At 73.0% G+C, this 14,388-nt stretch carries 13 protein-coding genes; 8 read left to right on the forward strand and 5 right to left on the reverse strand.

Annotation, left to right across the window (positions count from 1 at the left end; genetic code table 11):
- Positions 1–110 precede the first annotated feature (110 nt).
- The 4 genes from rsmA (at position 111) to H3C53_00690 (ending at position 4,172) form a co-directional block, all read left to right on the forward strand.
- Positions 111–1,241 carry a 16S rRNA (adenine(1518)-N(6)/adenine(1519)-N(6))-dimethyltransferase RsmA gene (gene rsmA / locus H3C53_00675; GenBank protein MBW7915190.1) on the forward strand — a complete coding sequence of 377 codons (1,131 nt, stop codon included), beginning with the start codon at positions 111–113 and terminating at the stop codon, positions 1,239–1,241.
- A gap of 84 nt (positions 1,242–1,325) precedes the next feature.
- Positions 1,326–2,270, forward strand: coding sequence for a carbohydrate kinase family protein (locus tag H3C53_00680; protein ID MBW7915191.1), 945 nt, complete (start codon positions 1,326–1,328; stop codon positions 2,268–2,270).
- Entirely contained in the window at positions 2,257–3,294 is a 1,038-nt protein-coding gene (locus H3C53_00685; GenBank protein ID MBW7915192.1) for a peptidase S41, read from the forward strand. The genes H3C53_00680 and H3C53_00685 overlap by 14 nt, the downstream gene beginning before the upstream one ends.
- Complete coding sequence (locus H3C53_00690) at positions 3,294–4,172, forward strand: MBL fold metallo-hydrolase (GenBank protein ID MBW7915193.1); 879 nt, start codon at positions 3,294–3,296, stop codon at positions 4,170–4,172. The genes H3C53_00685 and H3C53_00690 overlap by 1 nt, the downstream gene beginning before the upstream one ends.
- Positions 4,173–4,191: 19 nt before the next feature.
- Here H3C53_00690 and thrC read toward each other — a convergent pair whose 3' ends face one another.
- Together thrC and H3C53_00700 are read right to left on the reverse strand one after the other, a co-directional pair.
- Positions 4,192–5,487 carry a threonine synthase gene (gene thrC, locus H3C53_00695; GenBank protein ID MBW7915194.1) on the reverse strand — a complete coding sequence of 432 codons (1,296 nt, stop codon included), beginning with the start codon at positions 5,485–5,487 and terminating at the stop codon, positions 4,192–4,194.
- On the reverse strand, positions 5,484–6,509 hold the full coding sequence (locus H3C53_00700; protein MBW7915195.1) for a homoserine dehydrogenase: 1,026 nt from the start codon (positions 6,507–6,509) through the stop codon (positions 5,484–5,486). The genes thrC and H3C53_00700 overlap by 4 nt, the downstream gene beginning before the upstream one ends.
- Positions 6,510–6,618: 109 nt before the next feature.
- Here H3C53_00700 and ychF point away from each other — a divergent pair, with 109 nt between their 5' ends.
- Entirely contained in the window at positions 6,619–7,704 is a 1,086-nt protein-coding gene (ychF, locus tag H3C53_00705) for a redox-regulated ATPase YchF (GenBank protein MBW7915196.1), read from the forward strand.
- 138 nt (positions 7,705–7,842) lie between these two features.
- Positions 7,843–8,451: a helix-turn-helix domain-containing protein gene (locus H3C53_00710; GenBank protein ID MBW7915197.1), complete on the forward strand. Its 609-nt coding sequence runs from the start codon at positions 7,843–7,845 to the stop codon at positions 8,449–8,451.
- 18 nt (positions 8,452–8,469) lie between these two features.
- Here H3C53_00710 and H3C53_00715 read toward each other — a convergent pair whose 3' ends face one another.
- On the reverse strand, positions 8,470–11,109 hold the full coding sequence (locus H3C53_00715) for a BamA/TamA family outer membrane protein (protein MBW7915198.1): 2,640 nt from the start codon (positions 11,107–11,109) through the stop codon (positions 8,470–8,472).
- Positions 11,110–11,189: 80 nt separating this feature from the next.
- Here H3C53_00715 and H3C53_00720 point away from each other — a divergent pair, with 80 nt between their 5' ends.
- Both H3C53_00720 and H3C53_00725 read left to right on the forward strand, forming a co-directional pair.
- Complete coding sequence (locus H3C53_00720) at positions 11,190–12,047, forward strand: purine-nucleoside phosphorylase (GenBank protein MBW7915199.1); 858 nt, start codon at positions 11,190–11,192, stop codon at positions 12,045–12,047.
- 43 nt (positions 12,048–12,090) lie between these two features.
- Entirely contained in the window at positions 12,091–12,630 is a 540-nt protein-coding gene (locus tag H3C53_00725; GenBank protein ID MBW7915200.1) for a DivIVA domain-containing protein, read from the forward strand.
- Positions 12,631–12,656: 26 nt separating this feature from the next.
- Here H3C53_00725 and H3C53_00730 read toward each other — a convergent pair whose 3' ends face one another.
- Positions 12,657–13,088 (reverse strand): SUF system NifU family Fe-S cluster assembly protein, encoded by a 432-nt coding sequence (locus H3C53_00730; GenBank protein MBW7915201.1) that lies wholly within the window; start codon positions 13,086–13,088, stop codon positions 12,657–12,659.
- Positions 13,085–14,320, reverse strand: a complete 1,236-nt coding sequence (locus H3C53_00735) for a cysteine desulfurase (protein MBW7915202.1) — start codon at positions 14,318–14,320, stop codon at positions 13,085–13,087. The genes H3C53_00730 and H3C53_00735 overlap by 4 nt, the downstream gene beginning before the upstream one ends.
- Positions 14,321–14,388 lie beyond the last annotated feature (68 nt).

Here is a 14,388-nt window from a genome sequence, read left to right on the forward strand (position 1 = left end):
GTCCCCGTCAAGCGAGGTCAGGAGGTGGGGCTCCGGCACACCGTCGGGGTGGACGAGGTGCCGCGCCTGCTCGAGTCGATCCGCGCCGCCGACCTGGCCCTGCCGGCCCAATGGCCGCCGCGCTTCCGCGCCGAGCAGGACATCCTCTCCGGCGGGAGCGCGTACGACCTGGCGCGGCTCTCCGGCGTCCTCGCCAAGCGCGACGCCGAGAAGGGCCTGGCCGCCACAGAGCGCGAGGTGCTCGACAACGCCCTCACCATGCTGGGCAGCGAGCTCGCCGTCGTGCTGGGAGTCGGCCTGGACGAGGCCGACGCGCTCCTACGCGAGGCCATGGCCCACCACGGCGTGTGACCGCCGACGAGACGCAGCCTTCCTCGGGTAGCACCGGGCAGGGCGTACGCGCGCACGCGCTCGCGCTGCTGGCACGCCACGGGCTCCGGGCCGACAAGGGGTTCGGACAGAACTTCCTGGTGGACCGCGCGGTGCTGGCCGCCATCGTGGGCGCCGCCGAGCTCGTGCCGGGCGAGCGGGTGCTCGAGGTCGGTCCCGGTCTCGGCGTCCTGACGCGCGCGCTGCTCGACGCCGGCGCGGCCGTGACGAGCGTGGAGCTGGACGCCAGGCTCGTGCCGGTGCTCGAGACCGAGTTCTCGGCCGAGCTGGGTCGGGCGGACGCCGGCGGTCTCACCCTCGTCCGCGGTGACGCGCTACGCTTCGACCTGGCCGCCGTGGGCGAGGGCGCCAAGCTCGTGGCCAACCTGCCGTACAACGTGGCGACGCCCATCGTCGCCCGCCTGCTGGAGTCGGGGCGCTTCGCGCGCCTCGTCTTCCTGGTGCAGCGCGAGGTAGGCGAGCGGCTGTGCGCCGCCCCCGGCACCCCCGCGTTCGGCGCGCTGTCGCTCCTCGTGGCTCATTTCGGGACCGCGAAGGTTGTTAGGCACGTGCCACCGGGGGCGTTCCTGCCGGCGCCGAAGGTGACCTCGACCGTGATCCGCATCGACACGGACCCGGCGGCGCGGCCGGACCCCGCGCTGTTCGCGCTCATCCACTCCGCCTTCGCCCACCGCCGCAAGACGCTCGTCAAGAACCTGCAGTACGCGGGCACCGAGCGCGCCGCCGCCGAGGCGGCCGTCGCGGCGGTCGGCCTCGATCCCCGGGTGCGAGCGGAGCAGCTCGGCCTACCCGAGTTCGGCCGCCTGGCCGCACGCCTGGGCCTGGCAGCCGGCGTCCCACCTGCCTCATGAAACGGCGAGTATACTGCTCCAAGCGACAACATCTCCCGGCCCCGACCCACCAGGTCAGGTTGCGCCGGTAGGAGCAGAGAGCGAATGGCGCATTTCTTCGTGGTCGGCGACGCCACCGTCGACCAGATGTACTTCGTGAACGACTTCCCCGAGCACGGCGGCGAGGTCCCGGCCGTGCGCGCGGTCATGGAACCCGGCGGCTCCGGCGGCACCGTCGCCACCGTCCTGGCGCGCCTCGGCAACCCCACGCGCATCGCCACCCGCGTCGGGACCGGCCCGTTCTCGGCGCTCGCCCTACGCAACATCGTCGACGCGGGTGTCGACACCTCGCTGATCCAGAAGGACCCCGACCTGCAGACCAGCTCGATCATGCTGATCATCACGCCCGACGCCCAACGCACCATGATCAGCGCCGCCGGCGCCAGCCGCCAACTCGATTCGGCCGAGCTCGAAGAGGCCGCGGTGGCCGAATGCGACGCGCTCGTCATGAGCGCCTACAGCCTCATCGGCGGCCCGCAGAAGGAGTACGCCCTACAGGCCCTGGCGTACGCCCACAAGCACAAGCTGACCACGTTCGTGGACCTGGGCACCGGCGCCGTGAAGGCCATGCAGCGCCGGCTCGTCGACACCCTGCGCGACGTCGACTACTGGTTGATGAACGAGCACGAGCTCTACCTGTTGACCGGGCGCTCGTCCATCTCGGACGCCGTCCACGACCTGCGCGGCGTGGGCGTTGAGCAGCTGGTGGTCAAGGTCGGGGCCATGGGCTCCATCGTGATAACGGCCGAATCGAACGAGCTGGTGGAGGCGCACGAGATCGACGTGGTCGTCGACTCCACCGGCGCCGGCGACTACTTCACGGCCGCGTTCGCGCACGCCGTCATGGCCGGCCACGACATCCACGAGGCCGCCCGCTACGGCAACGTGGCCGGCGCGCTGAACACCACCAGGGTGGGGGCCCAGAGCCTGGTGCTGGACGAGGCCACGCTGCGGCGCCACGCGGCCGTGCTGTCAGATGCGCCAGCCTGAACGCCGCCGGCGGCCACGACCCCTCGCCCCTATCCTCCTCGCCCTCGTCCTCCTGGCAGGGGCGGGCGCCGCGGCGGCGCAGGCGGGTTCCAACGCGGGGCGCTTCGACGCGGCTTGGGACCTGGTCGCCACGCGCTACTGGCACCTGGAACGCACGGGCGTCGACTGGGACCAGGTGCGCGCCGACTACAGGCCGCGGGCGGTGGAGGCGCCGGACGACGCGGCGCTCTACGCGCTGCTCGAGGAGATGTACTCCCTTCTCGGCGACGACCACTCCGTCTTCGTTCCCCCTGACCGCGTCGCCGAGGTGCGCGCCGAGTACGGCGACCTGCCGTGCGTGATGCTCCTCGGCGCGGCGAGCGGCGGCAGGGCCACCGCGGCCGCCGCCCTCCCGCTGCTCGCTCGCGCCCAGGGCGCCGTCGTGCCGCTCACCGACGAGGCGCGGCTGGCCAACGTCCGCTACGGGGTCGCGGCGGCGGGCGTCGGCTACGTGCGCCTGCCGGACCTGGCCTCGGACGGCGCCGCGGCGGCCGTCCGCACCGCGGTGACCGCGCTCGAGAGCGCGGGCGTCGGAGCGCTCGTCCTCGACCTGCGCGGCAACCCGGGCGGCCGCCTCGTGACGATGATGCAGGTGGCCGGCGTGTTCACCAGCGGCTTCATCTGGCGCACCATCACCAGCTGGACGTTGCCGCTCCCGTACCCGGCCATCGGGCTGACGCACACCGACCTGCCGCTCGTGGTCCTCATCGACGGGGGCGTCAACAGCGCCGCCGAGGGACTGGCGGGCGGCCTGCAGCAGCGCGGCAGGGCGGTGGTGGTGGGCGAGCGCAGCGCCGGCAACGTGGAGGCCCTCCTGCCCTTCTGCCTGCGCGACGGCTCGCAGGCGTGGATCGCCACGGGCGTCCTCGCCCCGATCGGCGGGCCGACCTGGGAGGGGCGCGGCGTCGAACCCGACGTCGCCGCCACCTCCGACACGGCGCTGGCGGCGGCCCTCGCCTACCTGGCGTCGCTGAAGGGCGAGTAGTGAGCACGGGCGCCCCGGCGGACATCGTCCGCGTGTCCGCGCACCTCTGGTCAGTCCGGCTGCCCTGCGACACGTTGCCGCCCTACGACCACGTCAACGCATACGTGGTGGCCGGCGGCGGCGTGGCCGTGGTGGTGGACCCGGGGTCGAACCGACCCGAGGCGCAGGCCATGCTCCGCGCCGCCCTGACCGCGGCCGGCGCGCGGCTCCTCAAGGGCATCGCGCTGACGCACACGCACCCAGACCACGTGGACGGGGTGCCGCCACTGGCGGCCTACGAGGCGGACCGGAACGGCACGGCCCCGCCGCTCCTCGTCCACGCCGCCGAGGCGGGGAACCTGCCCGACCGGAACGTGACCTACCTGGCCGACGGCCGCGTGCTCACCGTTGGCGACGCGACCATGACCGCGCTGCACACCCCCGGTCATAGCCCCGGTCACCTCACCTTCGTCGTGGCGGGCCCCGCCGGCGAGGTCGAGGCGGCACTGGTCGGCGACCTGGCGGTGGCGACCGGCTCGGTCTGGGTCGGGCTGCCCGAGGGCGACGTCAGCGCCTACCTCGCCACCCTCGAGCGCGTAGCCGCGATCGGCGCTCCCCTGCTGGCCCCGGGCCACGGCGCGCTCATCGAGAACCCTGTGCGACGGCTACAGGAACTGGCGGCCCACCGCCGCGAGCGCGAGGCGCAAGTGCTCGCCGCGCTCGCGGTGGGCAGCGCCACCGCCGCCGAGATCACCCGCCGCGTCTACCCGGGCCACCCGGACGCCGTGCTGGCGCTGGCGGAGCAGACCGTCCTCGCGCACCTGGTCAAGCTGATGCGCGAGATGAAGGTCGTCCACCTCGGCGACGACCACCGCGGCCCGTACGCGTTGCGGGGCTGAGGCGCCTCGGCCCGCGCCGCTAGTCGGGCCAGTCGAGGAGGGCCGCCCTGAGCGCCGCCGACTCGGGTTGCAGGGACTCGACGCGCTTCGGCGCCGCCGCGAAGCGCCGCAACTGGGCGGGCACGTCCGGTGCCATTCCCGTCGCCCGCAGCACGGCCTCGGGGAACTTGGCGGGGTGCGCGGTGGCGAGGACCAACGCGGGCACCGCGGCCTCGCCCTCGGTTGCCGCCCTGAGCCGTTCGAGCGCCGCCAGGCCGACGGCGGTGTGCGGGCACACGAGGCGGCCGCCGGCGAGGGACGTGGCTCGCATGGTCGCGAAGGTCGCGTCGTCGTCGATGGCCAGGCCCGTCACCCGGCGGCGCATGTCCTCGCCCAACCACGCGTGCAGGCGCTCGAAGTTCGACGGCGCACCCACGTCCATGGCGTTGGACGGCGTGGCCACGCCGGCGGCGAAGGCGAAGGCGTCGGCGGCGCCCGCCAGGTAGCGGGGGAAGTAGTCGTTGCGGTTGTGGGCGGCGAGGAAGCCGGCCACGGCCAGGCCCGCCTCGGCCGCCAGCATCCCGGCGGTGAGGTTGCCGAGGTTGCCGCTCGGCACGACCACGCGCAGCGCCTCCTCCGCGCCCCGCGCCTCCCACACGCGCGCCGTCCCCCACAGGTAGTAGAGCGCCTGCGGCAGCAGGCGGCCGACGTTGATGGAGTTGGCCGACGTCAGCCTCAAACCCTCCAGCGCCGGGTCGGCGAACGCCGCCTTGACGAGGCGCTGGCAGTCGTCGAAGGTGCCCTTCACGGCGAACGCCCTCACCCCCGGGCGCTCGGCGGTGAGCTGCGCCTCCTGCACGGGGCTGACGCCGCCAGAAGGGTACAAGACCGCCACCCTCACGTTGGGAACGCCCGAGAAGGCGTCCGCCACGGCGCTGCCAGTGTCGCCCGAGGTGGCCACGAGGACGGTCACTGCGGCGCCCCGCCGCTCGAGCGCCGCCCCCATGGAGCGCGCCAGCGAGCGCGCCCCCACGTCCTTGAACGCCGCCGTCGGGCCGTGGAACAGCTCCAGCAGGTAGACGTCGCCCGGCAACTCGACCACCGGCCACGGGAAGTCGAGGCCCTGCGCAACCGCCTCCGCCGCCTCCTCCCCCATGTAGACCGGCAGCACGAGCCGCGCCAGCGCGGCCGGGCTCCCGGCCGCCGCCCAGCCGTCCGGCAGCGGCGGAACGGCGGTCGGCCAGTAGAGCCCGCCGTCGGGGGCGATGCCCTCGAGGATGGCCTCCTCGAAACCGACCTCGCCGGCGCCCCGCCGTGTGCTGCGGTAGCGCATCACAGCTCCTCGACGCCGGCCGCGTCGGCGGCCGCGCCCGTTGGCGCCGCGGGCCGCGCCAACGGGCGGGGTCCCGAGTCGCCGGCGGCGGCGGCGAGCACGTCGGCGACGACGCCGCTGGCCGTCGAACCGGCGCCGGCGCCCGCGCCGCGCACGTAGACCTCGCCGACCTGAGCGCCCGTGAAGAGCAGCGCGTTGGTCCCGCCCGTCGTGAGGAGGGGGTGCCCGAGCGCTAGCGACACCGGGCGCACCCTCGCCTCCCAGGCTTGCCCGCGCGCCACCACGCTGCCCACGAGCCGGACGCGCCTTCCTCGGCGCGCCTCGGCCGCCAACGCCTCCGGCGTCAGGTCCGTGATGCCCCGGGCGGCGGTCCGCACCGCCTGCCACGCGATGTTCGGTTCGAACGCCAGGCGGGCGAGCAGGGTCAGCTTGTGGGCCGCGTCGACGCCCTCCACGTCGAGGCTCGGCTCCGCCTCCGCGTAACCCAGCCGTTGCGCCTCGGCCAACGCCTCGGCGTACGCGACGCCGTCGTCCATCATGCTGAGGATCACGTTGCAGGTGCCGTTCAGGACAGCGTGCAGGCTGACGGGGTCCGAGCCGCGCAGGGCGCCGGAGAGCACGCCGACAGCGGGCGTGCCCGCCATCACCGCCGCCTCGAAGTGGACGCGCCCCGCCTCGAGGTGGGGCAGGTACTCCCCCCACCGTTCCGCCAGCGCCGCCTTGTTGGCCGTGACGAGCCGCTTGCCCGCGGCGAGGTGCGCCAGCGACAGGTCGGCGGCGACGCCGGTGCCGCCCGCCACCTCGACGACGATGTCGGCGTCGTCGAGGACGGCCGGGTCGGTGGTGACGAGCCGGCGCCAGCCGGGGAACTCGCGCGGCTTGTCCTCATCGCGCACCAGCACGCCCAGGACCTCGAGCCCTGGCCGTTCGGCCAGCATGGCGGCGGCACGCCCACCCACCGTGCCGGCCCCGATGAGCGCGACCTTCGTCGCGAGACGGCCACCACGCCGCGCGGTCTGGTAGATTCGTTGGTCGGTAGCGTCCGGCTGGTTCACGGGCGCACTCTATCACTTACGTTGCGCGTCCCAGACGCGCCAACTGCCGGTCGTTGGCGCGTGGGCGCCGAGGAGAAGGATGCTCCAGGTAGGTATCGTCGGCTTGCCCAACGTGGGCAAGAGCACCCTGTTCAACGCCATCACCCGCGCCGGTGTCGAGGCAGCCAACTACCCGTTCGCGACGATCGACAAGAACGTCGGGGTGGTGAGCGTGCCCGACGAGCGCCTGGCCGTCTTGCAGCGCCAGAACTCCAAGGGCGACCGGGTGCCGGTGATCGTGCCCACCCACGTCGAGTTCGTCGACATCGCGGGCCTCGTCAAGGGTGCCCACAAGGGCGAGGGGTTGGGTAACCAGTTCCTCGGCCACGTCCGAGAGGTGGCCGCCATCCTGCACGTGGTGCGCTGCTTCGACGACGACAACGTCGTGCACGTCTCGGGGGAGGTCGACCCGCTGACCGACATCGACGTCATCGACACCGAGTTGCTGTTGGCCGACATCGCCACCCTCGAGCGCCGGCTGGAGCGGCTGAGGCGGAGCGCCAAGGGGAACCCGGAGGACGCCGCCTGGTTGCCCGGGCTCGAGCGGCTGCTGGCGGAGCTGAGCGGCGGGCGTGCCGCGCGCGATTCCGCCATCGAGCTGCCCCCCGACCTGGGCCTCCTCACGGCCAAGCCCGTCATCTACGTCTGCAACGTGGCCGAGGCGGACGTCGTCACGGGCAACCGCCACGTCACTGCGGTGAAGGAGCACGCCGCGAGGCTGGGCGCCGACGTCGTCGTCATCTCGGCACGCATCGAGGAGGAGCTGGCGCAGCTGGAGCAGGACGACGCGAGGGCGTTCCTCGCCGACATGGGACTCGAGGAGCCCGGCCTCGACCGGCTCGTCCGCACGGCCTACCACACGCTCGGCCTGCTCACCTTCCTGACCGCCGGCGAGAAGGAGGTGCGCGCCTGGACGGTGCGCGCCGGAGCCAAGGCCCCGCAGGCGGCCGGGGAGATCCACTCCGACTTCGAACGCGGCTTCATCCGCGCCGAGGTCGTCAGCTACGAGGACCTCGTCGCGGCCGGCAGCATCGCCAACGCGCGGGCTAAGGGGCGGTTGCGACTCGAGGGCAAGGATTACGTCGTCAAGGACGGCGACGTCATGAACTTCCTCTTCAACGTGTGAGCCGCCGCGCGGCGCGCGGCGCCGGCCCCACGTGAGCCACGAAGCTGCGCCGGAACCCGGGCGGGACTATCCTCACAGTCACGAGCGGCTCGCGCCCGGCGGCGTCGGCGCGCAGCCTGCGTCGAGAGGTGGCGAGAGGTGGGCAGCGCGCGTGGCACCGAACAGCTCTCCCGTTCCCGCACGTTCGGGGCGGGCGACGTGGTGCTCTACCCGGGACCGCCGGGCGACCTCTACCAGGTGGTCTCCGGGCTCGTGAGGCTCCACGCGGTCGACGGCGACGGACTCGGCGCGACCCTCCGCTACGTGAAGCCGGGCGGCTACTTCGGGGAGGAGGCCGTCACCGGCCGACCGCGGCGCTACTTCGCCGAGGCGGTCACCGCGGCCGCCGTGACGGTGCTGGATCCGCACTACCTGTCGGGCGCCGACGTCCGCGCGCTTGCGCTCGACCTGGCCGTGGCGATCGACCGCCTGAACCGCTCGGTGCTCCGCCTGGCCACGCGGCCCCTCAAGGCGCGGGTGGCGGCCGAGTTGCTCGAGCTGTCGGACTCCGCCATCGCCTCCGTGTCGGAGGAGGGCGTCGCGACCGTGCGGATGACCCACGACGAGCTGGCCGCGGCGGTCGGCTCCGTGCGCGAGACCGTGACGAAGGTCATCGGCGAGCTCGTGCGCGCCGGGGCGTTGCGGGCGGGTTACGCCAAGCTCGTCATCTTGGACCCCGACCTCCTGACCGAGATCGCGGACGCCTGACGCACTGCGCGGCGCCGGTCAGAACACCGGCCCGACGCGGAAGCTGAACACGCCGGTGGGGTGCCGCTCGCTGAAGGCGTAGTCGAGGCGGATGGCGGGCAGCACGAGGCCGCTGAACCCCAGGTTGACCTGCACGCCCAGACCGGCACCCGCGAAGATGGGCGTCTCGTACTCGCCGAACTCCGGCACGCCGGATGCCCAGCCCACGTCGACGAACGCCAGACCGATCACCGTCTGCGTGGCCACCGTGGAGAGCCCGAAATCGTAGCGGTACTCGAACGAGGTCGTCACGTAGGTTCGCGACAGGTCGAAGTCCTCGAGGGTGTATCCCCTGATCTGGGTGGCGACGTCGTTCGTGCGTCCGACCGTGAAGCGCTTGCTCGACGGGTAGAGCCCGCCGAACTGGTGGCCGACGTCGAGGCGGGCCGCGAAGACGTGATGCTCGTCTTGCACCTGCTCCGGCGCGATGTCGGCGAGCTTCACGTAGCCGCGCACCCCGAGGGCCACCTGCTCGTAAACGTACGGCGTGCGCGCCCCGCCGACGAGGAAGTCGTTGCCGAAGCCGACGCCGCCCGCGCCGTAGGCCGACAGCCCGTCGGAGGGGAAGTTCGTGTCGGTGCGCGAGTCGTAGGTCACGCGTAGCCCCGTGAACGCCGACAGGCCGCTCGTGGGCAGGTACTGCACGGCGTCGCCGCTCGGCAGGGAGCACTTCGTCGGGTTGGTCACGACGCCGCCGGCGACGTCGCACGCCCCGATGGGCGGCTCGAGCTTGTACTCGTTGTAGGCCCCGTTGGCGTTGAACTGCAGGTAGGTGTGGTCGGCGATCGGCCGCCCGACACCGAAGCTGAGCCCCGTCGAGCGCACGGTGTACTCCCCGACGCGCACGTGGTTCTCGGGGACGTCCGCCAGGCCGGGGTGGAGGATCGTCGTCTGGTTGTCGGCCGACAACGGGTTGTTGTTGTTGACGACGCTGAAGAGGGTCAAGTTGACGGCGGTGGGGACCTCCTGGAGGTCGAAGGCGTCGAGGTAGAGCCACGGGATCGCGTACGCCACCCTCCCGCCGAGCATGATGCCGATGTCGGTGTTGACGACGTCCACCTCCGCGCTCACCGTGTGGCCGAGACCGAGGAAGTTCTTCTCCGAGTACTCGACGCTGCCCGAGAAGCCCGTGTCGGTGGCGTAGGTGGCGGCGGGCCTCAGCTGGCCGGTCTGGCGCTTGGCGAGCTGGATCACGACGAGCGCCTCGTCGGGAGCCTCGACGGGCTCGAGCGAGTAGTTGATCACGTCCACGACCCCGAGGCCCGCCAGCTGGCGAAGGCCGTCGACGATCTGCTTGTCGGACACGACGGAGCCGACCTCGGGCAGGTAGCGCGTGACCACGGACTCGCGCGTGGAGCTCGGCTCCCCCTCATAGCGCAGCTCGTAACCGGCGGTCTTCAGCTCCGTTATGCGCTGGACGTAGGTGCCGTCGTCGTAGGAGAAGTCGGGTCGCGTCACCACGCGGTAACCGGCGGCCTGGTAGGCCCGGACGATGCTCTGGAAGTCCTCCACGGCGAGCACGGAGGTGAACGTGTCCCCCACCTCGAGCTTGAGGACCTTCATCAGGTCGGCGGTGGGCAGAACGGTGTTCCCCTCGATCACGATGCCATCGACCGCCCCGGCCGTCTCGGGGGCGCCGAGGCGGAACGTCACGCGCACGCCGCCGCTGGGCGACACCGCCGCCTGGAGTTGCACGTCCGACGACCGCCCGCGCGCCAGGCGCTTCACCTCGGTGAGAAGCTCGTCGTAGTTGAAGAGGTCGCCCGGCCGGATGGCGAGCCGGCCCGGGTCGACGCCCAGCGCCGTGGTGTCGATGGAGGCGATGCGCAGCTCCAGCACGCGGACCGTGAGCACGCCCCCCTCCAGGCTGGTGGTCGCGGTGTCGACGCCGCTGCCGCGGTAGCCGAGGTTCCAGTAGCGCGTGGCCACGGCCTGGACCGTCGACTCGTAGAGGGGCAGCTGGAACTGACCCTCCTTCTCGAGGCCCTGGAAGATGGCGGCGAGGTCGCCGCCGGTCAGGACGGTGTTGCCCTCGAACACGACCGACCGGATGGCGGCCGACTCGTCGACCGTGTACGTGAGCCGCACCGGCACGTCGGCCGCGCTGCCGGCGAGGTCGGGCGCGGGGGCGACGCTCAGGTCGACCTCCACGTCGAACGGGAACCCAGCCTGCCGGTAGAGCTGGCGGATGGTGTCCTTGGCCTCCTCGGCGCGCGTGGTGTTGTACACGCGCCCCGGTTCGAGCAGGTTGTTGACGCGCAGCGCGTCGAGGAGCGAGGCGGCGGGCACGCTCGGGCTGTCCGCGATCTCGATCTCGCCGACGCGCGGGTTCTCCTTCACCGCGATGATGAGCACGGGGCCGGCCGGCGACGACTCCAGCGCCACCGTGACCTCCTCGAAGGTCCCGAGGCTGTAGACGCGGTTGCGCTCCGCCTCGAGGTCGACGGTCGCGACGGCCGTGCCGACCCGGGACGTCACGATGGTGCGGACGATGTCGGCGTAGGTCGTCGTGCCGGTGACCCGCACCTCCGCGAGCCTCCCCTGCAACGCTCCCTGCCCGTGGACGGTGGCGGTTGCGAGCAGCAGGAGCAGGACGGCGGACAGGCCACGTAGCGACATGCGCGCAGTGTACCGGAGGCGGCGTGAGAGGACTAAGAGAGCACGTGCCCGGCGCCCGGCGCCGCGGTTATGATTCCGCCATGACCGAGCCGAGCCACAAGACCGCGCCGCGCGAGGCGCCGAACGAGGCCGCCGTCGTCGCCGCAGCAGCCGAGGCCATCAGCAGCGCGACGAGGCTCGCGCCGGACGTCGCGCTCGTGTTGGGTTCGGGGCTCGGACCGTTGGCCGACCTGGTCGAGAACGCCACCGCCATCCCCTACGCGGCGGTGCCGGGCATGCCTGTCGCCACGGCCCCGGGTCACGCCGGCAGGTTCGTGGTGGGCCACCTCGGTGGGCGCGCCGTCGTCGCAATGCAGGGGCGGGTGCACCCGTACGAGGGGTTCGATGCGCGCGAGTGCAGCTTCCCCATCGCGGTCATGCACGCCCTCGGCGCCCGTTCGCTCGTGGTGACGAACGCCTGCGGCGGACTCGACCCCGCGTTCGCGGCGGGCGACCTCATGTTGCAGCTCGACTACATCAACTTCACCGGCCAGAACCCACTCATCGGCCCCAACGACGACGCCGCCCACCCGCGCTTCCCCGTCATGTTCGACTGTTACGACCCCGAGTACGTCAGGCACGCTCGGGCCGTGGCGCTCGCCGAGGGGATCCACCTGCGCGAGGGCGTGTACCTCGCCATCACGGGTCCGACGTACGCCACCCGCGCCGAGCTGCGCGCCTTCCGCACCCTCGGGGCGGACGCGGTGGGCATGTCGACGGTCTTCGAGGTCATGCGGGCGCGCCACCTGGGCATGCGCGTCCTGGGGATCTCGACGGTGACCGACATGGCGCTGCCGGACCGGGACGAGCACGCCACCGGCGACGAGGTCCTGGCCGTGGCGCAACGGAGCGGAGCGACCTTCCGGCGCCTCGTGCTGGCGGTCCTGCCGGGGCTGTGACCGTCGCGACGACCGGGCGCGGTTGCGGGCGGCGGTGGGCCGCGTGAGCCGCCTCTCCCCCATCGACATCCAGCACGCGGAGTTCCCGCGCCGCTCGCTCGGTTACGACCGGCGTGAGGTCAGGGCCTTCCTCGAGCGCCTCGCCCTCGAGGTCGAGGCGGCGCTGAAGGACGCGCAGGGACTGCGGCGCCGCCTGGCGGAGGCCGAGGCGGAGGTCGAGCGGCTGCGCGGCGCCGAGGCCGACCTGCAGCAGGTCGTGCTGGCGGCGGAGCGGATCGCCACGGACGTGCGCGAGAACGCCAAGCGCGAGGCGGAGCTGCTGCTGGAGGAGGCGGAGCGGGCGCGCCGGGCGCGCCTGGAGGGCGTCGAGTCGGCCGCGGTGGGGGCCAGGGCCGAGCTGGAGCGGCTGACGCTCCAGAGACGGCTCTTCAAGGAGCAGTTCCGGGGCCTCCTGGCGGCGTACGCCGCGGCGCTCGACGCCGACGACGCGTTGGCGCCGGCCGCGCCGCGCCGCGCCGGCGCGGCCGAACCCGACGACAGCGCCGCTCAGGGGGCGCTCCTGGACGACAGCGCCGCGCCCTGATCGGGTGCGCGGGCCCAGAGCCGGCGTCAGGCGCTAGGGCGGAGCCTGGCGAGGGCGGCGTCGAGGGTCTTCCACGGCAGGGCGGCGCACTTGACCCTGGCGGGCAGCTTGGCGACGCCCGCGAGGAGCTTCAGGTCACCGAGTTCGACTCCGGGCGCCTCCCCCCTTATCAACCGCTGGAAGGCGGCGGACAGCGCCGCCGCGTCGGCGAGCGTGGCGCCCGCGACGGCCGTGGTCATCAGGCTGGCGCTCGCCTGGGAGATGGCGCAACCCTCGCCGACGAAGCTGATCTCGGCGACGACGTCGGTGCCCGCCTTGACGTACAGCGTCAGCTCGTCGCCGCAGCTCGGGTTGATACCCTCCTGCACGACGTCGGCGCCCGCCAGCTCGCCGTGGTGGCGCGGGCGCCTGTAATGGTCCATGATCACTTCCTGGTAGAGCTCGTCGAGCAGGCTCACGCCCTCACCCCGAAGCGGGACGCGACGGCGGCGACGGCGGCGGCGAAGCGCTCGACCTCCTCGCGCGTCGTGTAGACGTAGAAGCTGGCGCGCGCCGTGGCGGGCGCGCCGAGTACCTTGCCCAGCGGTTGGGCGCAGTGGTGCCCCGCGCGCACGGCGATGCCCTGCAGGTCGAGCGCCGTGGCGACGTCGTGGGCGTGGAGGCCCTCGACCTCGAAGGCGACGACGCCGCCGCGGTCGGGCCCGCGCGGCCCGAACGTCCTCACGCCGGGCACCTCGTCGAGGAGCGAGAGCGCGAGCTCCGCCAGGTGCGCGTCGTGGCGCGCCACGGCGGCCATGCCGAGCCCGTCGAGGTAGTCGACAGCGGCGCCGAGCCCGACGGCCTCCGCCACGCTGGGCGTGCCCGCCTCGAAGCGCATCGGGATGTCTGCGTAGGTGCTGCCCTCCAACGTCACGCGCTCGATCATCTCGCCGCCGCCGAGGAACGGCGGCATGGCCGCCAGCACCTCCTCGCGCGCCCACAAGGCACCTATGCCGGTGGGTCCGAGCATCTTGTGGCCGGAGAAGGCGTAGAAGTCGCAGTCGAGTTCCGCCACGTCTACAGGCAGGTGCGGCGCCCCCTGGGCGCCGTCGATCAACGCCAGCGCCCCGGCGTCGTGGGCGAGCCTGACCACCTCCGCGACCGGGTTGATGGCCCCCAGCACGTTGCTCATGTGGAAGGTCGCCACGAGGCGGGTGCGCGGCGACAGCGCGGCGGCGAGGGCCGCGAGGTCGAGGCGTTGCGCCGGCGTGAGGGGCACGAAGCGCAGGACGGCGCCGAGGTCGCGCTGCAGGAACTGCCACGGCACGAGGTTGGCGTGGTGCTCGGCCACGCTGAGGACGATCTCGTCGCCAGGGCGCAGGTTGGCGCGTCCCCAGCTGGCGGCGACCAGGTTGATGGCCTCGGTCGCGTTGCGGGTGAACACGAGCGAGCGCGGGTCCGGCGCGCCGATGAAGCGCGCCACGTTGGCGCGGGCCGCCTCGTACGCCTGCGTGGCCTCCTCGGCCAGGGTGTGCGCCCCGCGGTGGACGTTGGCGTGGTGGTGCTCGTAGTAGTCGCGCATGGCGTCGAGCACCTGGCGCGGCCGTTGGCTGGAGGCGGCCGAGTCGAGGTAAGCGAGCGGACTGCCGTTCACCTCGCGCGCCAGGATCGGGAAGTCCCGCCTGATCGCCGTGACGTCGAGATCGCTCATCGACGCCGAGTCTACCGTCGGTCGGGGTCCAAGGGTGCGCGCACGGCAACCGTGCGCGCACGGTCGCC

This window comes from Trueperaceae bacterium (genome assembly GCA_019454765.1).
Classification (GTDB): domain Bacteria; phylum Deinococcota; class Deinococci; order Deinococcales; family Trueperaceae; genus JAAYYF01.

What these genes read in the sequence shown, in the direction of transcription:
- rsmA (MBW7915190.1), top strand. Translation starts at nt 111, where the DNA reads ATGGCCGCCGCGCTTCCGCGCCGAGCAGGACATCCTCTCCGGCGGGAG.
- H3C53_00680 (MBW7915191.1), top strand. Translation starts at nt 1,326, where the DNA reads ATGGCGCATTTCTTCGTGGTCGGCGACGCCACCGTCGACCAGATGTAC.
- H3C53_00685 (MBW7915192.1), top strand. Translation starts at nt 2,257, where the DNA reads ATGCGCCAGCCTGAACGCCGCCGGCGGCCACGACCCCTCGCCCCTATC.
- ychF (MBW7915196.1), top strand. Translation starts at nt 6,619, where the DNA reads ATGCTCCAGGTAGGTATCGTCGGCTTGCCCAACGTGGGCAAGAGCACC.
- H3C53_00715 (MBW7915198.1), bottom strand. Translation starts at nt 11,109, where the DNA reads ATGTCGCTACGTGGCCTGTCCGCCGTCCTGCTCCTGCTGCTCGCAACC.
- H3C53_00720 (MBW7915199.1), top strand. Translation starts at nt 11,190, where the DNA reads ATGACCGAGCCGAGCCACAAGACCGCGCCGCGCGAGGCGCCGAACGAG.
- H3C53_00735 (MBW7915202.1), bottom strand. Translation starts at nt 14,320, where the DNA reads ATGAGCGATCTCGACGTCACGGCGATCAGGCGGGACTTCCCGATCCTG.